This window comes from Paenibacillus sp. J31TS4 (genome assembly GCF_018403265.1).
Taxonomy (GTDB): Bacteria; Bacillota; Bacilli; order Paenibacillales; family NBRC-103111; genus J31TS4.
On record NZ_BOSI01000001.1, the window covers coordinates 2,035,225 to 2,055,153 of the forward strand.

Genomic DNA, 19,929 nt, shown 5'->3' on the forward strand with positions numbered 1-19,929 from the left:
TTAGTGGGTGATGGATTTGGAAGGGAATGAACAGGATGATAGCCAAAGTCGGCGTCGTGGGTCCCCAGGATTCGATCGATTTAATTATGGAAATAGGCACCGAATTTCATGACAAATTAAGCTTCCTCCCGTTTGTTTACCATTCTGTTAACGAGACGAGCGATATCGTCAAACAGAATGAGCAGGAGATGGACATTTGGGTCTTTTCCGGCCAAGCTCCCTATTCCATCGCGACGAAGGAGCCGCTTAAGCAAAGAGCGTTCTTCCCGCAGTTGAACGGGTCGAGTCTGACCAAGGTACTGCTGGAAATTGTGTACCGGGACCGGATTCCGCTTGACCGCATCAGCCTGGATACGATCGAGGAGCAGCCTTTCCACGAAACGTGCACGGAGCTGGGTCTTGCGAGCGGGCAAGTCCACCTGTTGCCGTATACCGGCTTCAAGCCCGAGTCCGAGCTGCTGGCGTTCCACAGCAAGCTGCTGGCCGACGGACAGGTGGATGCTTGCGTCACCTGCATCAGCAACGTCTACGAGAAGCTTAAGGCCCAAGGAATCCCCGTATACCGGATTCAGCCGAACCGCATGACCATCCGGACGATGCTCCATCTGGCCAGCACCGCCGGCGAAACGATGCATTTTCAAAAATCGCAAATCGCTGTCATGCTCGTTCAAGTCGAGGAGCCCGAGAAACTGATCGGACAGAGCAAAAGCTCCTACGATATTCGGCGCCTGGATCTCCAGTTCCAGGAGGTCATTCTCGATCACGTGGAAAAGCTGTCCGGGGCGTTCGTCGCGCTCGGCAACGGCAAGTTCCTGGTGTTCACGACACGCGGAGCGTTCGAGGACGATTCGCTCGCCTCTCCCTCGGTGCTGCTGGAAAAGCTGGCCCTCCTCGCCGATTTGAAGATGAACATCGGAATCGGCTACGGAGTAACGGCGTTAGCGGCCGAACGAAACGCGCATCTGGCGATGCAGCACGCCAAACGTGCGGGCAATTATGTCGCCATTCTGGTTCGCGATACCGGCGAGGTCGAGGGTCCGCTGCAGCATGCGACCAGCATCAACTTTAATATCCGGACCGAGGATCTTGAAATGATCGAGCTGCTGAAGCAAGCGGGCATTACGATTACCACGTACAACAAGCTGCTTTCCGTTCAGAAAAACCTGGGGAGGGACGCCATAACGGCCACGCTGATCGCCGAGTCGTTAAGCATGACCAAGCGGAATGCCCGCCGGATCTTGACGGACATGGTGGAGCATAATCTGGCCGTTGTCGTCGGGGAAGAAGCGCCAACCAATCGCGGCAGACCAAGCAAAATCTACCGGATTTCGCCGCTTGCATGAGTTCCTTCTTAAAACGGGCTGACCGCTTTGCAGCGGTTGGCCCGTTTTTTGGTTTCCTAGTTTCCTCATAGAGAGGACGGGACTCTACCAGATGGAGCGGACCGTCCGGGATCCCGAATCGGCCGCGTCCTCCCCGTTAGTGCGGAATCCTCACGCGGCCCTCGTTCCCCACAATATCGATAATCGTTCCGAATGGAGCCGACAATCGCTGTAGCTCCTCCAGAATGTCCACCCTTTCCGTGAGCTCCGGCCAGCCCCGCCGGTGCCTCGGCTGCCCGTAGCCAATTTGGATGGGATGGAGAACGAGCTCCGTCAATTCTCCGTTGTGCATGGTCCAATACGGAATGACCGAGGACCACACCCTCGGGTCTGCCCCCAGCCCTTTCGTATCGTGGTTGCTTCTCTTATCAAGAACAGCGGAGATGTGGTCGTAGTGGCCCATCCCGTACTTCTCGTAGAAATCCGCCGGCAATCGGGACACCGTATCGTTTTGGAAGATAAAATTGCCGAGGCTGTAAAAGATCGGCCGGTTCTTGTACAGCTCAATGCCGCGGACGATGTGGGGGCCATGTCCAATAACCGCATGGGCTCCCTGATCGATGCACCGCCGGGCAAAGGTTTTGAGGAATTCGGCAGGCTTCTCCTTGGCCTCGCCATCCATTTCGTGCGCATGGATGCTGACCAGAACATAGTCCGCCTGCCCTTTGGCCTCCTCGATTCTGGCGAGCATCCGGAGCAGATCCCCTTCATGGGGCACGGTAGATCGGCCCTCCTTCTCCCCCGCCATAAAGCGGTAGTCGCCGAATTCGAAGACATTCGAATCCGAGGCGGGCGAAAAACCTTCCAACCGGGCCAGATTTTTTTTGGCATTGATCCCCACCGTCTCTGCAATCGCTTTCAATTGTTCCAATCTTGGTGCTGAGAGGGTATGGGTTGCCTGGTAACGCAGCGAGTTAATACCCGGCCTCCCCTTCATGTCGGGGCGCTGCTCGCCGGCGAGCCAGAACTCGTGAAAGGTGGACGTGGCCGCGATGATTGCCACTCGGCCCGCAACCGTCTCCAAATACTTGACCGCGCTTGCCTCCGCCAAATTGTGGCCGACACCGGCATGGAGGAAGCCATAGCGATCCAGATAGCGGGCGGTAGCCTGCAGACCGCTGTACAAGTAGTCCAGGGTATGGTTGTTGGCCCAGGCAATCATATTGAAGCCGTATGCCTGGATATCCTGCAGGACATCGGGGGAAGCGACGGCCCAAGTCCCTCCGCTTAATGCGGAAGGCGTTCCTTCCGCTGACTCGAGCGTGACCTCGAGGTTGGTGAAGCGGACATCCGCCTGCCGGATCAAATTCGATACGCCAACAAAAGAATCCGCATCCCGGGACGGCAATCTGCGGGTAATAAAGCTGTCCCCGGTCGCAACAAACGTCATAGGCCGGTCTATGGCTTTCTCCTCCATTCGTTAACCATTCTCTTCCTGACATAGAAGAACAATTCGGGCGAGCAGCTCCGTTCCGATGAGCAGAACCTCTTCATCGAAATCAAAGCATTCTTGATGATGCCCGTCGTCGATCGGCGTCCCGAACAACAAGTAAGAAGCCTGGCCCCCTTGCTCCTGAACGCGATTGATCATGTAAACGACGTCCTCCGAACCGCCCAAATCCCTTGAGGGAACGATAGCATCGACATTGCCCATATGCTCGGCGGCTTGCCGGATGAGCGGAATAAGCTCCGGACTGCTTTGCGCGCCGGGCGCTTCGCCGACGATTTCCCACTCGCAGGACACGTTGTACATCATGGCTGCATGCTCGAGAATGCGGATGGCTTCCTGCTTCATATACTCGTTCAGCTCGGTCGTTCCGCCGCGGGTCTCCAGCTGCATCGTCGCCCGGTTGGCCACAATGTTGCGGCCCGTCCCTGCTTCCAACCTTCCGACGTTGATTCGCGTGGCGCCCCCGCTATGGCGGCTGATTCCATTCAAGTGCAGACAGGCGGTTGCGGCGGCCAGCAGCGCATTGCGGCCTTCTTCGGGAGCCGCTCCGGCATGAGACGCTTTGCCCGTGTACTCGACATTCAGCTTGGTCGTCGCCAGGAAACCGTTCGTCGAGGCGACGATCTCGCCTAGCCGTTTGCTCTGGAAGGCGATGTGTCCGCCGAAGAAATAATCGACGCCCTCGAGCCATCCCGCATCCACCATCGCTTTGGCTCCCCGGCTTCCCTCTTCCGCTGGTTGGAACAGCAGCCGGATTTCACCGCAAAGCGCGTCCCGATGGTTGTTCAGCAAGCGGGCTACCCCAAGGCCGATGGCGGTATGCCCGTCATGGCCGCAAGCGTGCATGGTCCCCTTGTGCTGCGAGGAAAAGCCTTCGGTAACGGGACGATGCTCCGGCTTGGCCGATTCGGTCAGATCATTGGCGTCCATATCGAATCGCAGGGCAAGGACCGGCCCCGGCTTCCCGGTGCGAATAACCCCGACGACCGCGGTATGTCCGCCCTTCATCCGCTCGATCCACGCGGGATCGGCTCCCTCCGAGACCGCCCTCGTTTCGTGGAGCTGGAGTACAGCAGCAGGGGGAACGCCCATGCGCGATTCGGATTTTCCCGCTTCCTCCCCTACGTACACGTGATAGCCGAGCTGATGCAGCTGCTCGGCAACGATCGCCGCGGTCCGGTATTCCACCCAGCCCGATTCGGGGAACTCGTGGAAGTCCCTCCTCAATTGCACCAACTGTTCTTTCAATGCTTGAACCTGCTGACTGAGATTCATTGTCTCTATCATCTCCTGCCAAGTCCTAGAACCTTTATATAGGAATTATTCCTTTTATGTTCCTTATTAACTATAGAGGGAGCCCGGCTTCATTGTCAATACTTCCCTCAACCGCCTGCTAATTTGACCGGACCGGCTGCTGTCCTTTGACAAGACTAACCCTTTCTCCCGGACCCGCCTGCTGTGGTTGGATCCGACCGGTCGTCTCCTCGCTTCTCGTTCCCTCGCTTCTCGTTCCCTCGTTACCGGTTCTCCGGTTATATCCCTCTCAAGAAAAAATCCCCTGGTCTATAGGGAGGTCCGCGACATGCGGAGCTGGTTTCCCTATCTACCCAAGGGGATCATCCCAATCAGATGGCAGCCGGCCTCCTTTGTTCCAAAGCGGAACTCAGGAGGCTGGCCATTTCTTACATATCGTCCCGTACCGCCGACTCGTTACGGTCTATGAGGGGGCGGATTGAGATGCAGCGGCTTCAAATGCGCCTCGATCTGCTCCCGCTTCCCTTCTAGGAAAGGAGGAAGGGCAAGCGTCTCCCCGAGCCGTTCCAGGGATTCGTCCGTGTCGAAGCCCGGCCCATCCGTCGCCAGCTCGAACAGGATGCCGTTCGGCTCACGGAAGTACAGCGAGCGGAAGTAGAAGCGATCGACGAAGCCCGAGTTAGCTAACCCCGCCTCGGTCAACCGGGGAATCCACGCCCGTAGCTCTTCCTCGGTCGCGACCCGAAACGCCACATGATGAACGCTCCCGCGGCCCGGCCGTTCTCTCGGAAGATCGGTTCTCTCCTCGAGATGAACCTCGGCGCCCGTGCCGCCTTCTCCCATCTCATACACGAGGATGTCCGGCTGTCCCGGCACATCGGACGGGTAGCTTCCCGACAACCGAAGGCCCATGACCTCGGTCAGCACCTGCTCGGTCGGCCCGCGGCGCGGCACAGCTAGTTTCACCGGTCCGAGCCCCCGAATGCCGTGCTCGCTCGGAACCGGGCTCTTCGCCCATGGCTCTCCGCCCGGCACGCCCCGATTTTGTTCGTCCGAGACGAGCACGAGGCGCTGGCCTTCCGGATCCCGAAATGCCAGCGTAGCGCGGCCTGCCCGCTGGACAATTTCTTCGCGCTCGACCTGGTGCGCATCCAGCCGTTCCTTCCAGTAAGTCAGCGACTGATCCGTCGGTACCCGGAGCGAAACCGCCGAGATGCTGTTCCCGCCCTCCCGGGTCTTAGCAAGCATCGGAATTTCAAAGAAAGTCAGCTCCGTACCCGGACTGCCCTTCTCATCTCCGTAGAACAAATGGTACACGGACGGATCGTCCTGGTTCACCGTCTTCTTCACCAGACGAAGACCGAGCACCTGCGTATAAAACTCGACGTTTTTCTGGGCGTTTGTGGTCAATGCGGATAGATGGTGAATGCCTAAGAATGCCATAATTCTGCCTCCTTCATTTGGTATGGTTGGTTTATAGGAATGCCGGTATACATGTTTCTCGGTACAGGTTTCTAGGTTACGAGTTTTCTCGGTATACTGGTTTTCTCGGTTTTCGGGTTTCTCGGTACACAGGTTTCCGTGTACAGCGTTCTGGGGCTATAGCTTCTTCAGTAGATCCAAAAGCTGCTTCTTTTCTTCCTTGTTCAAGCCGCCAAATTGGGCAGCCTGGACTTGCTCCTGCTCGGGGACGACCTCATCGAATAACGCTTTTCCTTGTTCGGTAAGCGAGAGATACTTGGTCTTCCATTCCTGGTCACGCTTGACGAGGCCGAGGCTCTCCATTTTCTTGAGCAGCTGGCTGATGTTGCCTTTGGTGACGAGCAGCTTGTCTGCCAGCTCCTGCTGGGTCAAGCGCTCCTTCGCGCCGATCTGCACCAATACGTCGAACTGGGCCGCCGTCAAGTTCCACCGGCCGAGATGCTGGTTCGACCGCTGGATGCTTTTGTTGTAAAACCTGGAGAGGCGGAACCACAGCAGCAGCTCCAGCCGCTCGTTTGACCTCAATGAACTGCCCCCGGATTTGGTTTCTTTTGTCATTCTGTTCCCTCCCCTCCTTTCTTGAATTCAGTTTATACCTAAACCGATAAGGTGTCAAGGTTTGCTGGCGTTGGGGCGAAAACTTGGGGCTCTTAGAGGACAAGCCACTTCAGCATCGATCGCCTCCAAGCGTCGTCATCGCCTGGAAGGTCCAAACCGTACCCTCCCTATACGGCCTCTATCCCAGTGATGCCGTTCTAAAGAAGTTCTTTGACCAAAAGAAACTCGTCCCGGATGGGAATCCCGTTATCCGCCACAAGCGGGATGCTAGGTTTTCGCTCCCTTGCTCGTGTTACGGCATTCACATACAGGGCAGCCAGCTGATACCCTCTCTTTTGATAAAACCCGAGGGCATGCAGATTGTCATTGGTCGTAATCAGTTTCATCCGGCGACAGCCAGCTTGCCTAGCCCGCTCCTCCGCTGCCTGCAGGAGATGAGTGCCGATTCCCTTCTTTTCCTTCAGGCTGTCCAAAGAGATAACTTCGCAGTCCGCCCCATCCCAAACGTAAATCAGCAGCCCAGCTATTGCTCCATCGTCTTCGAGGATCGCGAATCCATCCAGCTCATCACATGGATAGATGCCACTGGAGAGTACCATCTCTGGACTTCCCCAATGAGTAATAAAAAACTCCGTCACCATCAACCGCGGCAATTTATCTAAAGTCACCAGATTCATCATTCACCTCTAGTTCAGCCCATAAATGTCTCTTATGTTAAGAAAAGGAGCAATTATTAGTCTTCGTATATAACTTCTCCATTGATAGAAACGCCTTTCATTTTCACATTGTTTATATAAGACTTACTCTTTTTTGTAATCAAGTACCAAATTTTATATTTTTGAGAGGTGTCTTTCGTGCTAACCTTCTGATTTATATTATTCCCATTTAATGAATACCGGATATCAATATTATGTATAGCGGGATCTGCAGAGCCATAAAGCACCTGAAATTCGTTAGATTTACTGCTGCCCCCATCATACAAATATCCCCTTGATAATTTAGCATCCGGCATATCAAGCGACAGGACTCCGCCACTAGATAACAAGTTATAACTAGAATCTTCATTAGTAAACATAGCAATATTAAGACCCTTATCATTTTCAAAGAATACGATAGTGTATTCCCCTTTATTCTCCTGAAAAACTACTTTCAAATTCTCGAATCCTTTACTTAAAAGCTCTTCTTCAACGCTTGCCTTTCCATTACGGGAAGTTTGACATGATACCAATAAAAGCAACATCAAACATACTATTACAACCCTAGTAGTGCGCATATACCTCCAAAAAATTGAGTTAATAAACGCGGAGCTGACAAAAGAAAAATGCAGTTATATAAGCTTTAATAGTTGAGGATGCATACGTAAAAACCATGTCTTGATTCGATAGTTCTTTAGACCCTGCTATTCTTCTTCACGTACACTCCAATACCGAATCTATGCTAAACTCACCAATAACATGAAGGGAACGACTATCCGCCATTCGAAAGGAGAGAACTCCCCTTGTCCAAAAGCGCTTGGCCGGTCTATGCAGGCATCGTTTGGTCCGTGCTCTTTGCGTTGATGAGTTTCTACTGGGCGGCCGGCGGCATGCTGGGTGTCTTGTCGCTCGGCGGCCAAATTTATGAGAGGGCCCTGACTCGGGAGCCCGATTTTCTCGCACTCGTCTGGATCACGGGCTTGATCAAAGTCGGGGGCGCGCTGCTGCTTGCAGCTATGCTTCGCAGACGTCCCTATGAGCGAAAATGGATCGGCCAAGGGCTTTATTACGCCGGATTCATCGGCGGCCTATTGATCGCTCTGTACGGACTGCTGAATTTTTCGACCATCCTTATGTCGATTTTAGGTATCCTGGAGCTCAGTATAGACTCGTACGCGAAGTATTGGCGCCTGTTATTTTGGGAGCCATTCTGGATCGTCGGGGGCGTGCTGTATGTCATGGCCAGCAAAAGATACCGGAATAATCGGCTCCGCAACCCGAGATCGCCGGAGCAGCGGCCCCATGCCAAGGCTTAATCCTTGAAGAGCGGCTAAGCTCGTCTAGCTGCCCACCAGCACGAACACGTTGCCGTCGGGCGCCTGCATGACGGCAACATGCCCTCCAAGCGAGTTGGGAAAAGGGGGGCGAATCCAATGAACGTCCGTGCGGGAGGATAACGCCCGATACGTCTCCCGCACGTCCTTCACGACAATCTCCGTTTCCGCGAACTTGCGGCTCGGGTCGTTTTTCAAAACAAGCTCGGAATTCCCGCCCGGGTATCTCATGCCGACGAGCTTCCATCGGCGCTCCTCGTCTTGCCAAGCCTCCCACGCCTTGGTCAGGCCCAGCGACTCATAGAACGCGATCGAGCTTTCCAGATCCTCCGTATAAATGGCCACGCATTCGATTCGTTTCCACATAGCCGTTCCTTCCCTTCCGCCACTCTATGAACTCTCATGCTATTTAGGCTGCGGGCTTCTGCCCGGTTTGCTTATTTACCTAATACCTGTGACTGTTCAGGCTATCTCCTGCCAAACGCTACCCGCTCACACCGGCGGCCGCAGTCTGCATAGCATACGGGAAGACCGCCTGGCGCACCGCCAGCTCGAACAGATCGGCATCCGGCATCGCCCGATCTCGCGCAATGCGGATGACCCGGTCTATATCATAGGAGACCCGCCGGACCTGGGCGGACAGGTTGTCTCCCTCCCAATCGACGATGCAGTAGCTCGCGCGATTGTCCCGGTCAAAGGGCAACCCGATGCTTCCGCTGTTAACGATGACGCGTCCGTATACACTCCTAACGAAAGCATGGTGGATATGCCCGTAGAGGACGAGCCGGGTCTTCTCATGCTTGCGCAGCTCATCCAACTCATCCGGTGTCGACCAAGGCCAGCTGACCTTGGCCAACGAGTCGGGAGAGGCGTGGTACAGCTCAGCCTGGAAGGCGCCGTCCTGCAGCAGGAATTCAGTCGGAAACCCGCCGATCCAATTCCGTTCTTCCTTGGAGAGCAGCCCCGTGTTATAGATGAAATGCCGCAGGTTCAACTCTCCCTTGGCGGTTTTGGGCTGCCAGTCCGAGGGATTCTGGTAACGTGCGAAATATTGGTCGTGGTTCCCGCGTACCGAGACGAGAGGGTTCAGCCCCTGCAGCAGCTCGACGCATTCCGCCGGCTGCGGGCCTCGCATGACCAGATCTCCCAAGAACACTACCGCATCGGGACTTTGTTTATGTAAATCTCGGATTACCGCCTCAAAGGCGACCGCATTGCCGTGCGTATCGGACAAAACCGCCAGACGCATAAGTTCCCTTCTTTCTCTCTAAAATATCCATTTCTTTCCTATAGCGATTATATCGAACAAAGGTTCGCCGATCAACCTGCTTTCGCTTGAGGTCCTTATCAGAAATCGGGGACCACTTCCCAGGGCCGCTCCCGTCCGTATCGTCCGTGGCGCACTCCCCTCGCCGCTTTTTCGTGTCATCCCGTTTTTTCACAAGCCAAACGAGCTCTATTATAATGAAGCCATTGCTGTTCTAAGGAGGCCTCACATGAAACACAAGATGGGGTTATACGAATCGCCGTTCCGTTCTATGCAAGCGGGCAGGAAAACCGTCGAGGTCCGCCTGTATGACGAAAAGCGAAGGCTGGTCCAACCCGGAGACACCATCCGGTTCACTCTACTGCCTGGAGGAGCCGAGACGCTGCTGACCGAGGTGCTCGCCGTTCATCCGTATCCCACATTTCGGGCCATGTACGAAGCCGTTCCCGCCGAGGCATTCGATTCATCGAATGAAACCATCGAAGACATGCTGCGCAGCACCTATACCATCTATACGCCCGAGCAGGAAGCGCAGTGGGGAACCGTCGCCATTACGGTCAAGGTAATCCCGGAGCCTGCCCCCGACATGATGCAAACTAAGCAGCTTAAGCCGGCCGCAGCGGATTAGAAAGGGCACTGACGGGCATGCTATAATGTTGGAATCCGCTTTTGGACATCTGCGAATCTGCATTCGTTTTGAGAAAGAGAGGATCCGCCATTATGCTATCCTTTATCCTGACCCTGAAGCGTCTGATCGGCGGGCTCTGGAAGGCGTTCCACCTAAAAAACTTCCAGGCTTTGCTCGTGGTCGTGCTGATTTTGCTGCTGTCCGGCACCATGTTCTATGTCCGGCAGGAAGGCTTGACGATTCTGGACGCTATGTACGTGTGCGTCGCGACCCTCAGCACGGTCGGGCATCCGACGTTCGTACCTCAGACGGCGCTCGGCAAGGTGTTTACCATGGTCTATATTATTGTGGGTACCGGCGTGTTCCTCGGCTTGATCGGCTACATCGCCTATGCGCTGATCAAGCAGCCGGAGGATGACCCGCCGAGAGCTTCCAAGCTTAAGAAGTCTAGAACCGAGTAGCTCCACCTGTATAAAAACAAAAGCTATATTAAACCTTATTGTTGATAGTTGATTATTACGAAACAGAGGTAATCTCCCTCTGCAACGGACTCGCAGATCACACCGGACGCTTCTCTTTCTTAAGAGAAGCGTTTTACCTATACATAGCCATCATAATTTAACAGAGCCAAATTAATAAAAGGCCAGACCCATCTATCACCGCAGTATTTTTTAGTTTTAGCTGTGTTATCCCTGAATGTGTTGAGAATTATCTTATACAATTTCAATAGCGATTGTAAGCGTATGTTTGAATTCATCGACACGGTAAAATAGGGACGTGAAACTCATGAATCAAGTAAAGAATGTCCGATTCCGGCCTTTTTCGAATGAACAGGATTACTCGGCACTTCGCACTCTAATTGCCAAAAAGTTTGCGAACCCAAAGAAGCGGTTTTATCCAAGTCTTGGAGATTTGGATTATATCCGCTCCTTCGATGAGGAGTTCACAAGAAAAGTAATAATATGTGAATCGAAAGACGGTACGATTATAGGGGCCATTTGGCCAGGGCATTATCGAATCCTTTATTGCATAACAGGACCCGACTATGTTGGTGTTGAGGATGAAATACTTGCCTGGGCCGAGCAGCACTATTGCGCACCGACGTTGTTAGAGGATCGGACAGGAACGGAAGTGTATGTTTGGGCTTATGAAGAAGATTCGGCTCGGGTAGAAATCTTGAAAGCTAGGGGGTACACCAAACATACCTGGTACATGTACTCTGGCGTAATGGATCTCGAATCCGAACTTCCAGCACCTCAATTTCCCCTTGGCTTCCGTGTTCGGCCGCTCGCTGATGGCGACTTGGAGCAAAAAGTAACCATCATGGGCGGTTCAGCCGGGCTGACAGCACCGACCATGGCTGTATACCAGCGGCTGATGAGTAGTCCGACGTATAAGCGAGAACTGGATTTAGTGGTGGTCGATGAGGAAGAACGGGTGGTTGGGTTTGCAAACGTGTGGCACGACACCGTAAATCATCTAGCTATTATTGAACCGTTCGGGACAGCACCAAGCCACCGAAGAAAGGGACTGGCCACGAATTTACTTTATGAGTGCATGCACCTCTTGCGAGAGATGGGGCTTTCAAAGCTTTATATTAATCACGGTGGTTTATGGACCCTGGACCCGGTGCCTGACGATGCCATGCGAGTATATGATAAGGCGGGGTTTCAACTGCTTGGCAACATGTTTGTGTGGTATAAGTCTTGTGATTGCTAAAGGAAATCAGTAAGAAAAGGGAATAGAGCCCATACAAAAAACAAGCGCAGGGTCCTTGGACCGTTGCGCTTATTTTTGTTGCAGGAGCAATTCCCCACTGCCTGCGTAGCAATCCCTCCCGGAAGAGCGGAGCGTCCGCCTTTGATTTTGGGAGCCAACCGCTGTCTACTTCATTCAAGGCTCCCAAAATCAACAGCGGCTGGGGGAGGGTTTGCGAAGCACCCGCGGAGCAATCCCCCACACTGCCTGCGTAGCAATCCCTCCCGGAATAGCGGAGCGTCCGCCTTTGATTTTGGGAGCCAACCGCTATCTAATTCATTCAGGGCTCCCAAAATCAACAGCGGCTGGAGGGAGGGTTTGCGGAGCGCCCGCGGAGCAATCCCCCCATTGCCTGCGGAGCTATCCCTCCCGGAAGAGCGAAGCGTCCGCCTTTGATTTTGGGAGCCAACCGCTGTCTACTTTATTCAAGGCTCCCAAAATCAACAGCGGCTGGAGGGAGGGTTTGCGGAGCCCCTACCGCCCCAGCTTCATCCGCCGCTGCAGCCGGCCGAGCACGAAGTCGGCCAGCAGCGCCAGGATGGCCGCCGGGATCGCCCCGGCATACAGCCGTGCCTGGTTATCCATGTTGATGCCGGCATAGATTTCCCGGCCGAGCCCTTCGCCCCCGATCAGAGGAGCGATGGTGGCCACCCCGATCGCGATGACCGCCGCCACCCGGATTCCGGTCATCAGGAACGGCAGCGCGAGCGGCAGCTGAACCTTGGTCAGCAGCTGCAGCGAGCTCATGCCTACGCCTCGTCCCGCCTCGAGGATGGGAGCGCCGACCTGGGTCAGCCCGACGTAGGTGTTCCGGATCACCGGGAGCAGGGAGTACAGGAACAGGCCGATGACGACCGTATTGAAGCCGAGACCGAACATGACCATGAGCAGCACGAGCAGCGCCAGGCTCGGGAACACTTGAATGATATTGGCAAGCGCCAGGATAAGGCCGGAGAGCCGGCGGTAGCGGGCGGCGGCGATGCCGAGCGGCACGCCTACGATTAACGCCAGCACCAGCCCGAGCAACACCATCACGATATGCTGGTACGTCAGTTCGAGCAGATACGCCCAGTTCTCGCCCACGTAGGTTAGGAACATACTCATAGCTTCACACCTCCTCCTTCCTTTATTTCAACAGGCCGACGTTTTTCAGATAGTCCTCGGCCACCTTGCGTTCGTTCCGCTTCTTGACGTCCACCTCGTAGTTCAGATCGACCATCGTTTTGGCGTCGATCTTGCCGATCAGCAGTTGGAGCACGTCGTTGATCTCAGGATGCTTCTCTAGCAGATCCTTGCGCACGACCGGCGAAGCGTCGAACGGAGGGAAGAATTTCTTGTCATCCTCCAGCGTCTGCAGGTCGTATTCCTTCAGGCGCGAGTCGGTCGAATACGCGAGGACGATGTCCACCTCGTTGTTGGCAACCGCCTTGTAGACGAGGGCCACCTCCATCGGAAGCGTCTTGCCGAACGTCATGTTGTAATGCTGCTTGAACGCCGGATAGCCGTCCGCCGTCCGCTCCAGCCAGGACGTATCGACGCCGAGCCGCATCTGCTGGGCATTGGCGGTCAGATCGCTGATCTTCTTGTACTGGTTCTTGTCGGCGACTTCCTTGCGGACGGTGAACGCGTACGTATTCTCGAAACCGAGCGGATCGTACCACTTGAGATTGAAGTACTTGTCAAAGCCCTGCTGGGCCTGCTCCAGGACACGCTTGCGGTCCTTGGTGTCCTCGATCGGGAAGTGATTGTTGAAGATCTCCCCGGAATAGAGCGTCCCCATCTGGACGTCATTGTTCTTCATCGCCTGAAGGACGACCGGGCTGGTCGCCAGATCGGGCAGCACGTCGACCTTCAGGTCGGTCCGGTCTTCGATCAAGAGCTTATACATCTGCGCCAGGATCTTGGGCTCGGAGAACGTCTGGGCGCCGATCAGAATCGTATCTCCCCGTCCGCAGCCGCTCGTCATCAGAAGGACGCCGGCGAGAACGGTTCCGAGCAACCATCGTTTGCTTCGTCTTCTCATCTTGTTCCTCCCTTAAGCTACTGCGTATTCGCGACCGGCTCGGACTTCACCCGCACAGTGATCCACTTCTCGATCCGGCCCAGGACGAAGTCCACGGCGAGCGCGAGCAGAACGGCGAGCAGAGCGCCGGTCACAATCAGTTCTTTCTTGTTCGTTCCCATTCCCGAGACGATGAGCTGGCCGAGACCGCCGGCTCCGATCAGCGTGGCGAGCGTCGCCCAGCTGATGATGTAGACCGTCGTGACCCGGATGCCCGACATGATGTACGGGAACGCGAGCGGCATCTGAATCTGGAACAGCCGCTGGGCGCTGCTGTAGCCCATTCCTCTCGCCGCCTCCAGCACGTTCCGGTCCACCGCTTGGAAGCCGGTGTACGTATTGCGCAGGATAGGCATAAGCGAATAAAGGAACAAGGCCAGAATCGCCGGAGTCCGGCCGACGCCGATCAGCGGAAGCAAGATAGCAAGCAAAGCCAGACTGGGGATGGTCTGCAGCACGTTCGCAATGGTGAAGACCAGACTGTTCACCCAGCTGATCCGGTTGCCGACGAGCAGCACCGCAACCGGAATGGCGACGATACACCCGAGCAGAACGGCCCAGAAAGTGATCTGGAGATGGTCGAGGAACGCCGTCCAAATGTCGGCACGGCGGCTGACGAGGAAGTCCCAATAATCGGTTATGCTCATTCCGCCACCACCTCGTCCTGAACGACCGGAACCGCGTCTTCGGTTGCCGGTGTATAGACCTCGGCCAGATGGCGCACGATGCTGCCCTTGGTAATGAGTCCGACGAACCGGTTGCCGTCCTTCACGACCGGCACGTACGGCAGCCTGTGGTCATTGAGCAGGTTCAGGGCGACGGAAACCGGCGTCCCGACCTCGACCACATACTCGAACGGCTTCATCAGGTCGGCGAGCGTCCGGTTTTCCTCCCGGTATTTGTCCAGCACCTGGAAGATGGAGACATGCCCCTTCAGCTCTCCCGCCCGATCGACGACGACCAGGGAGTCGACGCGCGACTTCTGCATGAGCTTGATCGATTCGGCCAGACCGCGTGTCGGATACGCGGTAACGGGATGGGACGCCATAACGTCGTCCACAAGGAAGGTCTCTTCGGAGGGTTCGGCATAGAGGCGTTTCGTGCCGATGAACGTCTTGACGAAGTCGTTGGCAGGGTGACGGAGAATCTGCTCCGGACTACCCGTCTGCATCACTTCCCCATCCTTCATGAGGACGATCGTATCGGCAATCTTGATCGCCTCGTCCATATCGTGGGTGACGAAGACGATCGTCTTCTTCAAATCCTGCTGCAGCCGCACCAGCTCATCCTGCAGCTGCTCCCGGCTGATCGGGTCGAGCGCGCTGAACGGCTCGTCGAACAGGATGATGTCCGCCTCGGCCGCCAGCGCTCGGATGACGCCGATCCGCTGCTGCTGGCCGCCGCTCAGCTCCGACGGATACCGGCTCCGGTACGTGTCCGGATCGAGATTGACGAGCTTCAGCAGCTCGTCGACGCGCCGGGCGATCTTTTCTTTGTCCCACCCGAGCAGCTTGGGCACGACGGCCACGTTCTGCGCGATCGTCATGTGGGGGAAAAGCCCGACGTTCTGGATGACATAGCCGATGCTTCTCCGCAGCTTGACAGGGTCGATCTCCGCGATGTTTTTGTCTTTGATGAGCACCCGTCCTTTGGTCGGATTGTTCAACCGGTTGATATGCTTCATCAACGTGGTTTTTCCGCAGCCGCTCGGACCAATGAGAACGGTGAGCTCTCCTTCTTTGAATTCGAGATTGATGTCCTTCAGGGCGACAAAACCGTCTTCATACGTCTTGTTGACATGGTCGAATCGAATCATTGCAAGCAACCACCTCTTTGGTTTCTAGTAGTATGGGTATTTTCCCGAGGGCTTCATACACGCGGAGGAACAACTGAAAATACCGAATATTCGAACTATATTAGCATAAATGATCTTTTTATGCACGAAAGTTGCAAAAAAGTTACAAAAAACTGATGGAATCCGATCGTTTTTACTTGATCCGCTTCGTCCAGAAGCCGCCCCGGAACGTCCTCGGCTCGTACGAAATGACGAACGCCTTGGGAGCGAGCGCCTGGATGTCCTGCATGAGCTTCTTCTCCTGGTTTCGTCTAGTGAGCACCTGCATCATCAGGCGGGGGCCATCCCGCCCTTCGGCGAGCCAGCTGGTGACGCCGAAGCCCTTATCCCGAAGCTTATCCGGCAGCGAGGTCGACTCATAGTCGACGACAATCTGCAGAATGGAATAGCCGAGGGCGATCCATTCCTCGATCTTGATGCCGAGCCAGACGCCGCCTCCCCAGCCGATGCAGTACGCCGCCAGGTTCAAAGGGTCGTCGATGTTGTTCAGCACAATGCTCAGCCCCATGAGATAGACGAATACTTCCACCATGCTGATGAACGTCGCGAGAAACTGCCGGGCCTTCATAACCAGGATGATCCGGATGGTAAACAGCGTGACATAGACGATATTGATGACAATGATCGTTCCGATAAGCGTAAGTCCCGTCAAGTGATTCCTCCCTGCTCGCTCTCCCGGAGCGCCGTCTCCGTCCCGTCCTATAAGTTGTCCGTGGGGAATCGCTGCGCCTCAAATACGTAGACGCCTCCCCCCGAGCCGCGGCGCGGACGAAAAACCGTTAGTCGCTAGCATAGGCCGCCTGGATAGCCGACCGCTTAGGTCCCAGGTCTCCCGGCCCTTCTGTATTAGCCATACCCCAATTCCCGGTGTCTAAAGCAAGGGATGTAAAAAACCTCCGGCCGCCGCCGGAGGCTCTTCCTGCAAGGGGTTATTTGGTCTTCAGACTATCCCACGCCTGTTGGAAGTTCGTCAGCATCTGCTCTTTTGTCTGTTTTTTGGCGATGTACGCCTGCATCGCGTCGGCGAATTTTTTGCTGCTCGCCTCGCCGCCCGGGAACTTGAACCAGTTCCAGGTCATCGTCTTGTTGTCCTTAACATACTTCATGATGTCCGCCGCGAGCGGGCCGACCTTTTGCTCATCCGCAGTGACGCTCTTGAAGGCCGGGATGAACTTGAATTCCTCGACCATATACCGCTTGCCCGTCTCGGACGTTGCAAGCCAATTGAGGAACTTCTTGGCCTCCTCCTTGACCGGAGAATTCTTGTTGACGACCCAGTTGTTCGGAACGCCTACAGGCAGCTTGTCCTGGCTCGGATCGTCGCTGATCGGCATCGGCAGGAAGCCGACCTTGATGTCCGGATTCGTCTGGGTGATCTGGGTCTGCGTCCAGTTGCCCTGCTGCGTCATCGCTGCCTTGCCGGTCGCGAATTCCGTCACCTGGGTTTTGTAGTCCGTCTGCAGCGGGTTTTTGTTGCCGTACTGCAGCTGCAGATCGAACAGCTTCACCCACTGGTCGAACACCGGGTTCCCCGGGATCTTCTCGGAGCCGCTGTTAAGGCCCGCGATGAACGCATTCGGGTCCTTCTGGTTCGCGAACGGCAGGTTCGCGAAGTGGTTGCCGAGCACCCACCATTCGCCGTAGCCGTTCTCGAACGGCGTGATCCCTGCCGCCTGCAGCTTCTTGGCCGCCTCCTCGAGCTGGCTGATCGTCTTCGGCGGCTCGGTAATGCCCGCCTTGGCGAACAAATCCTTGTTGTAGATGAATCCGTAGCCTTCGAGGTTAAGCGGCTGACCATAGATTTTGCCGTTCTTCGTCATCGGCTCCTTGGCCGCGTCGACGAGGTCCTTCACCCAAGGCTGATCGGACAGATCCTCCAAATTCTCCATCCACAGGTCCAGCTCGTTATAGCCGCCGTTGTTGAAGATATCCGGCTTGTCGTTCCCCTGGAACTTCGCCTTGAGCGCCGCGCCGTAATCGGCGCCGCCTCCGACGGATTCGACCTGGATGATGACGTTCGGGTTTTCCTTCTGGTATTCCTCCACCAGCTTTTTGAGCTGATCGGCGAACTCGACCTTGAATTGGAACATCTTGATCGTTGTCTTGGTGCCTCCCCCTCCGGAGCTGCCCCCATTGTTCGTGCTTCCGCCCCCCTGTCCCGAATCGGGAGCCGTCGAGCAGCCGGCGGCGAGCGCGGCCGCCACCGTCAGGGCAAGTCCCGGTTTGATCCATTTGTTCATGCGAATGACCTCCCTCTTTGTCTTGGATTGGTTCCAGCATCCGGTTCGGCTGATCAGCCTTTGACCGAACCGGCCGTGATGCCTTCGATGATGTGCTTTTGCAGCGCCAGGAAGAAGAGAATGATCGGCAGAACACCCAGCACAAGCGCCGCCAGAGCGAGATCCCACTGCTTGGTGTACTGGCCGAAGAACGCGTAAGTGGCGAGCGGAATGGTCCGCAAATACGGGTTGTTCAGCACGAGCAGCGGCAGCAGGAAGTCGTTCCAGATCCACAGGCTGTTCAGCAGGACGACCGTAACGGTCATCGGCTTAAGCAGCGGGAACACGATGCGCCAGAAGACGCCGAACGGGGTTGTCCCGTCCACGACTGCCGACTCCTCGATCTCCCGCGGAATCGACTTGATGAAGCCGTGGTACAGGAACAGGTTCAGCGAGACCCCGAACCCGAAGTAGCAGATGACCAGACCCCAGACGCTTCCCAAGAGACCGACGGAGCTCGCCACCTTGACGAGCGGAATCATGATCGACTGGAACGGAATGACCATCGCGGCGACGAAGCATGCGAACAGCAGATTGTTCCATTTCGACGGGTGGCGCACCATCCGGTAGGCGGCCATCGAGCTGATCAGCACGAGGCCGATGTTGCTGCACACGGTGATGATCAGCGAGTTCATGAACACTGCCGGGAATTTCATGATCTCCCATACCTTCAAATAGTTGCCGAAATAGAACGCCTCCGGCAGGCTCGCCGTGTTGCGCAGCAGCTCCCCGAACGTCTTCATCGAGTTGACGATGACAAAATAGAACGGGACGAGGAACAGCAGGCCGAGCAGGATGGCGAGGATCTCCAGTATGAGCGTGCGGGGAGAGTACCGCTTCGCATCCATCTACACCTCGACCTCCTTTCGCTTCGTGATCGTCACCTGAATGAGCGATACGGCGGCGACGACGAGGAAGAAGATAAGCGCCTTCGCGGTGCCGAGACCGAGCCGGTTGTTGCGGAACGCCTCCTGGTAGATGTTCAGCGCGACCGATTCGGTCGAGCCATACGGTCCCCCCTGGGTGAGCGACAGGTTGAGGTCGAACATTTTGAACGCCCATGAGATCGCCAGAAACAAGCAAACGGTTACAGACGGCATGACAAGCGGCAGCGTAATGTTGCGAAGCATCTGCCAGCGGCTCGCGCCGTCGATCGTCGCCGCCTCCGTCAGCTCCTTCGGAATATTGATCAATCCGGCTATGTAAATAATCATCAGATAGCCGGCCCCCTGCCAGACGCTGACGATGATAAGCGCCCAGAAGGCTGTCGTTTCGTCCCCCAGCCACGGCAGCTCGAAGAATCCGAGCCCCGTTTTTTCACCGATGGTGGAGAAGCCTTTGACAAAGATAAACTGCCAAATGAAACCAAGCAGCAGGCCGCCGATGACGTTGGGCATAAAGAAGACGGTGCGCAGCACGTTCCGCGTCTTCAGTCCTTGTGTGAGAAGCAGGGCCAGCACGAAGCCAAGCAGGTTCGTGAAGATGACCATCGTAACCGTGAAGCGGATCGTAAACCAGAACGATCTCCGAAACCCGCCATCCTCGGTCAGGATGTACTTGAAGTTGCTGATGCCCGCCCATTTTACGTCCTGAGACACGCCGTTCCATTCGGTGAACGAATAGTAAATGCTCAGGAGGAACGGGACGACGACCACGACAGCGAAGAAGAGCAGCGCCGGTCCGGTGAACACCCACTGCAGCGCCCAATTGCCGAGTCTCGTTTTTCCGTTCATCGGATCCCTCCTTGTCCAATAGTTCTAGTGCGGGGCGCGGGGTGGTTACCCTGCTTCTTACCCCAAAAGGACAGGGAGCTAAACGCCCATTCGGCATTGATCGCAATGTTTGCAACTATGGATTTCTAATTGCGGCGTCTTGGGGTATAATAGAAGTTGGAGTACCAAACATCGACATTGTTCGGAGATGAC

21 protein-coding genes are annotated in these 19,929 nt (G+C 55.6%); 5 read left to right on the forward strand and 16 right to left on the reverse strand.

Features of this window, described 5'->3' with window-relative positions:
• The first annotated feature begins 35 nt into the window (after window positions 1-35).
• Window positions 36-1,343, forward strand: coding sequence for a helix-turn-helix domain-containing protein (locus KJS47_RS09600; protein ID WP_213524665.1), 1,308 nt, complete (start codon window positions 36-38; stop codon window positions 1,341-1,343).
• 136 nt (window positions 1,344-1,479) lie between these two features.
• Here KJS47_RS09600 and KJS47_RS09605 read toward each other — a convergent pair whose 3' ends face one another.
• The 6 genes from KJS47_RS09605 to KJS47_RS09630 all read right to left on the reverse strand — a co-directional run bounded on the left by KJS47_RS09605 (window position 1,480) and on the right by KJS47_RS09630 (window position 7,399).
• The gene (locus KJS47_RS09605) at window positions 1,480-2,784 is read right to left on the reverse strand and encodes a CapA family protein (protein ID WP_213525047.1); all 1,305 of its coding nucleotides are present in this window, start codon (window positions 2,782-2,784) and stop codon (window positions 1,480-1,482) included.
• An 18-nt stretch (window positions 2,785-2,802) separates the two neighbouring features.
• Window positions 2,803-4,107, reverse strand: a complete 1,305-nt coding sequence (locus tag KJS47_RS09610; protein WP_213524666.1) for an amidohydrolase — start codon at window positions 4,105-4,107, stop codon at window positions 2,803-2,805.
• A gap of 435 nt (window positions 4,108-4,542) precedes the next feature.
• Entirely contained in the window at window positions 4,543-5,529 is a 987-nt protein-coding gene (locus KJS47_RS09615; protein ID WP_213524667.1) for a ring-cleaving dioxygenase, read from the reverse strand.
• A gap of 156 nt (window positions 5,530-5,685) precedes the next feature.
• Window positions 5,686-6,126 carry a MarR family winged helix-turn-helix transcriptional regulator gene (locus KJS47_RS09620; protein ID WP_374707009.1) on the reverse strand — a complete coding sequence of 147 codons (441 nt, stop codon included), beginning with the start codon at window positions 6,124-6,126 and terminating at the stop codon, window positions 5,686-5,688.
• A gap of 197 nt (window positions 6,127-6,323) precedes the next feature.
• Window positions 6,324-6,803 (reverse strand): GNAT family N-acetyltransferase, encoded by a 480-nt coding sequence (locus tag KJS47_RS09625; protein ID WP_213525049.1) that lies wholly within the window; start codon window positions 6,801-6,803, stop codon window positions 6,324-6,326.
• 56 nt (window positions 6,804-6,859) lie between these two features.
• A complete protein-coding gene (locus KJS47_RS09630; protein WP_213524668.1) occupies window positions 6,860-7,399 on the reverse strand; it encodes a hypothetical protein in 540 nt (179 codons plus the stop codon).
• Between the two features lie 225 nt (window positions 7,400-7,624).
• Here KJS47_RS09630 and KJS47_RS09635 point away from each other — a divergent pair, with 225 nt between their 5' ends.
• Complete coding sequence (locus tag KJS47_RS09635) at window positions 7,625-8,137, forward strand: DUF3995 domain-containing protein (protein WP_249716216.1); 513 nt, start codon at window positions 7,625-7,627, stop codon at window positions 8,135-8,137.
• A gap of 24 nt (window positions 8,138-8,161) precedes the next feature.
• On the opposite strand, the gene KJS47_RS09640 is transcribed toward KJS47_RS09635, so the two are convergent.
• Window positions 8,162-8,521, reverse strand: coding sequence for a VOC family protein (locus tag KJS47_RS09640; protein ID WP_213524669.1), 360 nt, complete (start codon window positions 8,519-8,521; stop codon window positions 8,162-8,164).
• Window positions 8,522-8,639: 118 nt separating this feature from the next.
• Complete coding sequence (locus tag KJS47_RS09645; protein ID WP_213524670.1) at window positions 8,640-9,404, reverse strand: metallophosphoesterase family protein; 765 nt, start codon at window positions 9,402-9,404, stop codon at window positions 8,640-8,642.
• Window positions 9,405-9,651: 247 nt separating this feature from the next.
• On the opposite strand from KJS47_RS09645, the gene KJS47_RS09650 reads away from it, so the two are divergent.
• From KJS47_RS09650 to KJS47_RS09660, 3 genes are all read left to right on the forward strand, one after another.
• Entirely contained in the window at window positions 9,652-10,050 is a 399-nt protein-coding gene (locus tag KJS47_RS09650; RefSeq protein WP_213524671.1) for an ASCH domain-containing protein, read from the forward strand.
• A gap of 92 nt (window positions 10,051-10,142) precedes the next feature.
• Window positions 10,143-10,511 carry a potassium channel family protein gene (locus tag KJS47_RS09655; RefSeq protein WP_213524672.1) on the forward strand — a complete coding sequence of 123 codons (369 nt, stop codon included), beginning with the start codon at window positions 10,143-10,145 and terminating at the stop codon, window positions 10,509-10,511.
• A gap of 325 nt (window positions 10,512-10,836) precedes the next feature.
• The gene (locus KJS47_RS09660; protein WP_213524673.1) at window positions 10,837-11,769 is read left to right on the forward strand and encodes a GNAT family N-acetyltransferase; all 933 of its coding nucleotides are present in this window, start codon (window positions 10,837-10,839) and stop codon (window positions 11,767-11,769) included.
• A 513-nt stretch (window positions 11,770-12,282) separates the two neighbouring features.
• Here KJS47_RS09660 and KJS47_RS09665 read toward each other — a convergent pair.
• The 8 genes from KJS47_RS09665 to KJS47_RS09700 all read right to left on the reverse strand — a co-directional run bounded on the left by KJS47_RS09665 (window position 12,283) and on the right by KJS47_RS09700 (window position 19,737).
• Window positions 12,283-12,912, reverse strand: coding sequence for an ABC transporter permease (locus KJS47_RS09665; RefSeq protein ID WP_213524674.1), 630 nt, complete (start codon window positions 12,910-12,912; stop codon window positions 12,283-12,285).
• A gap of 22 nt (window positions 12,913-12,934) precedes the next feature.
• A complete protein-coding gene (locus KJS47_RS09670; RefSeq protein ID WP_213524675.1) occupies window positions 12,935-13,831 on the reverse strand; it encodes a glycine betaine ABC transporter substrate-binding protein in 897 nt (298 codons plus the stop codon).
• A gap of 17 nt (window positions 13,832-13,848) precedes the next feature.
• Entirely contained in the window at window positions 13,849-14,517 is a 669-nt protein-coding gene (locus tag KJS47_RS09675) for an ABC transporter permease (protein WP_213524676.1), read from the reverse strand.
• Window positions 14,514-15,686 (reverse strand): ABC transporter ATP-binding protein, encoded by a 1,173-nt coding sequence (locus KJS47_RS09680; protein WP_213524677.1) that lies wholly within the window; start codon window positions 15,684-15,686, stop codon window positions 14,514-14,516. The genes KJS47_RS09675 and KJS47_RS09680 overlap by 4 nt, the downstream gene beginning before the upstream one ends.
• 172 nt (window positions 15,687-15,858) lie before the next feature.
• A complete protein-coding gene (locus tag KJS47_RS09685; protein WP_213524678.1) occupies window positions 15,859-16,377 on the reverse strand; it encodes a DUF2179 domain-containing protein in 519 nt (172 codons plus the stop codon).
• 277 nt (window positions 16,378-16,654) lie between these two features.
• Window positions 16,655-17,965: an ABC transporter substrate-binding protein gene (locus tag KJS47_RS09690; RefSeq protein WP_213524679.1), complete on the reverse strand. Its 1,311-nt coding sequence runs from the start codon at window positions 17,963-17,965 to the stop codon at window positions 16,655-16,657.
• 53 nt (window positions 17,966-18,018) lie between these two features.
• The gene (locus KJS47_RS09695) at window positions 18,019-18,852 is read right to left on the reverse strand and encodes a carbohydrate ABC transporter permease (protein ID WP_213524680.1); all 834 of its coding nucleotides are present in this window, start codon (window positions 18,850-18,852) and stop codon (window positions 18,019-18,021) included.
• Complete coding sequence (locus KJS47_RS09700) at window positions 18,853-19,737, reverse strand: carbohydrate ABC transporter permease (protein ID WP_213524681.1); 885 nt, start codon at window positions 19,735-19,737, stop codon at window positions 18,853-18,855.
• Window positions 19,738-19,929: the final 192 nt, after the last annotated feature.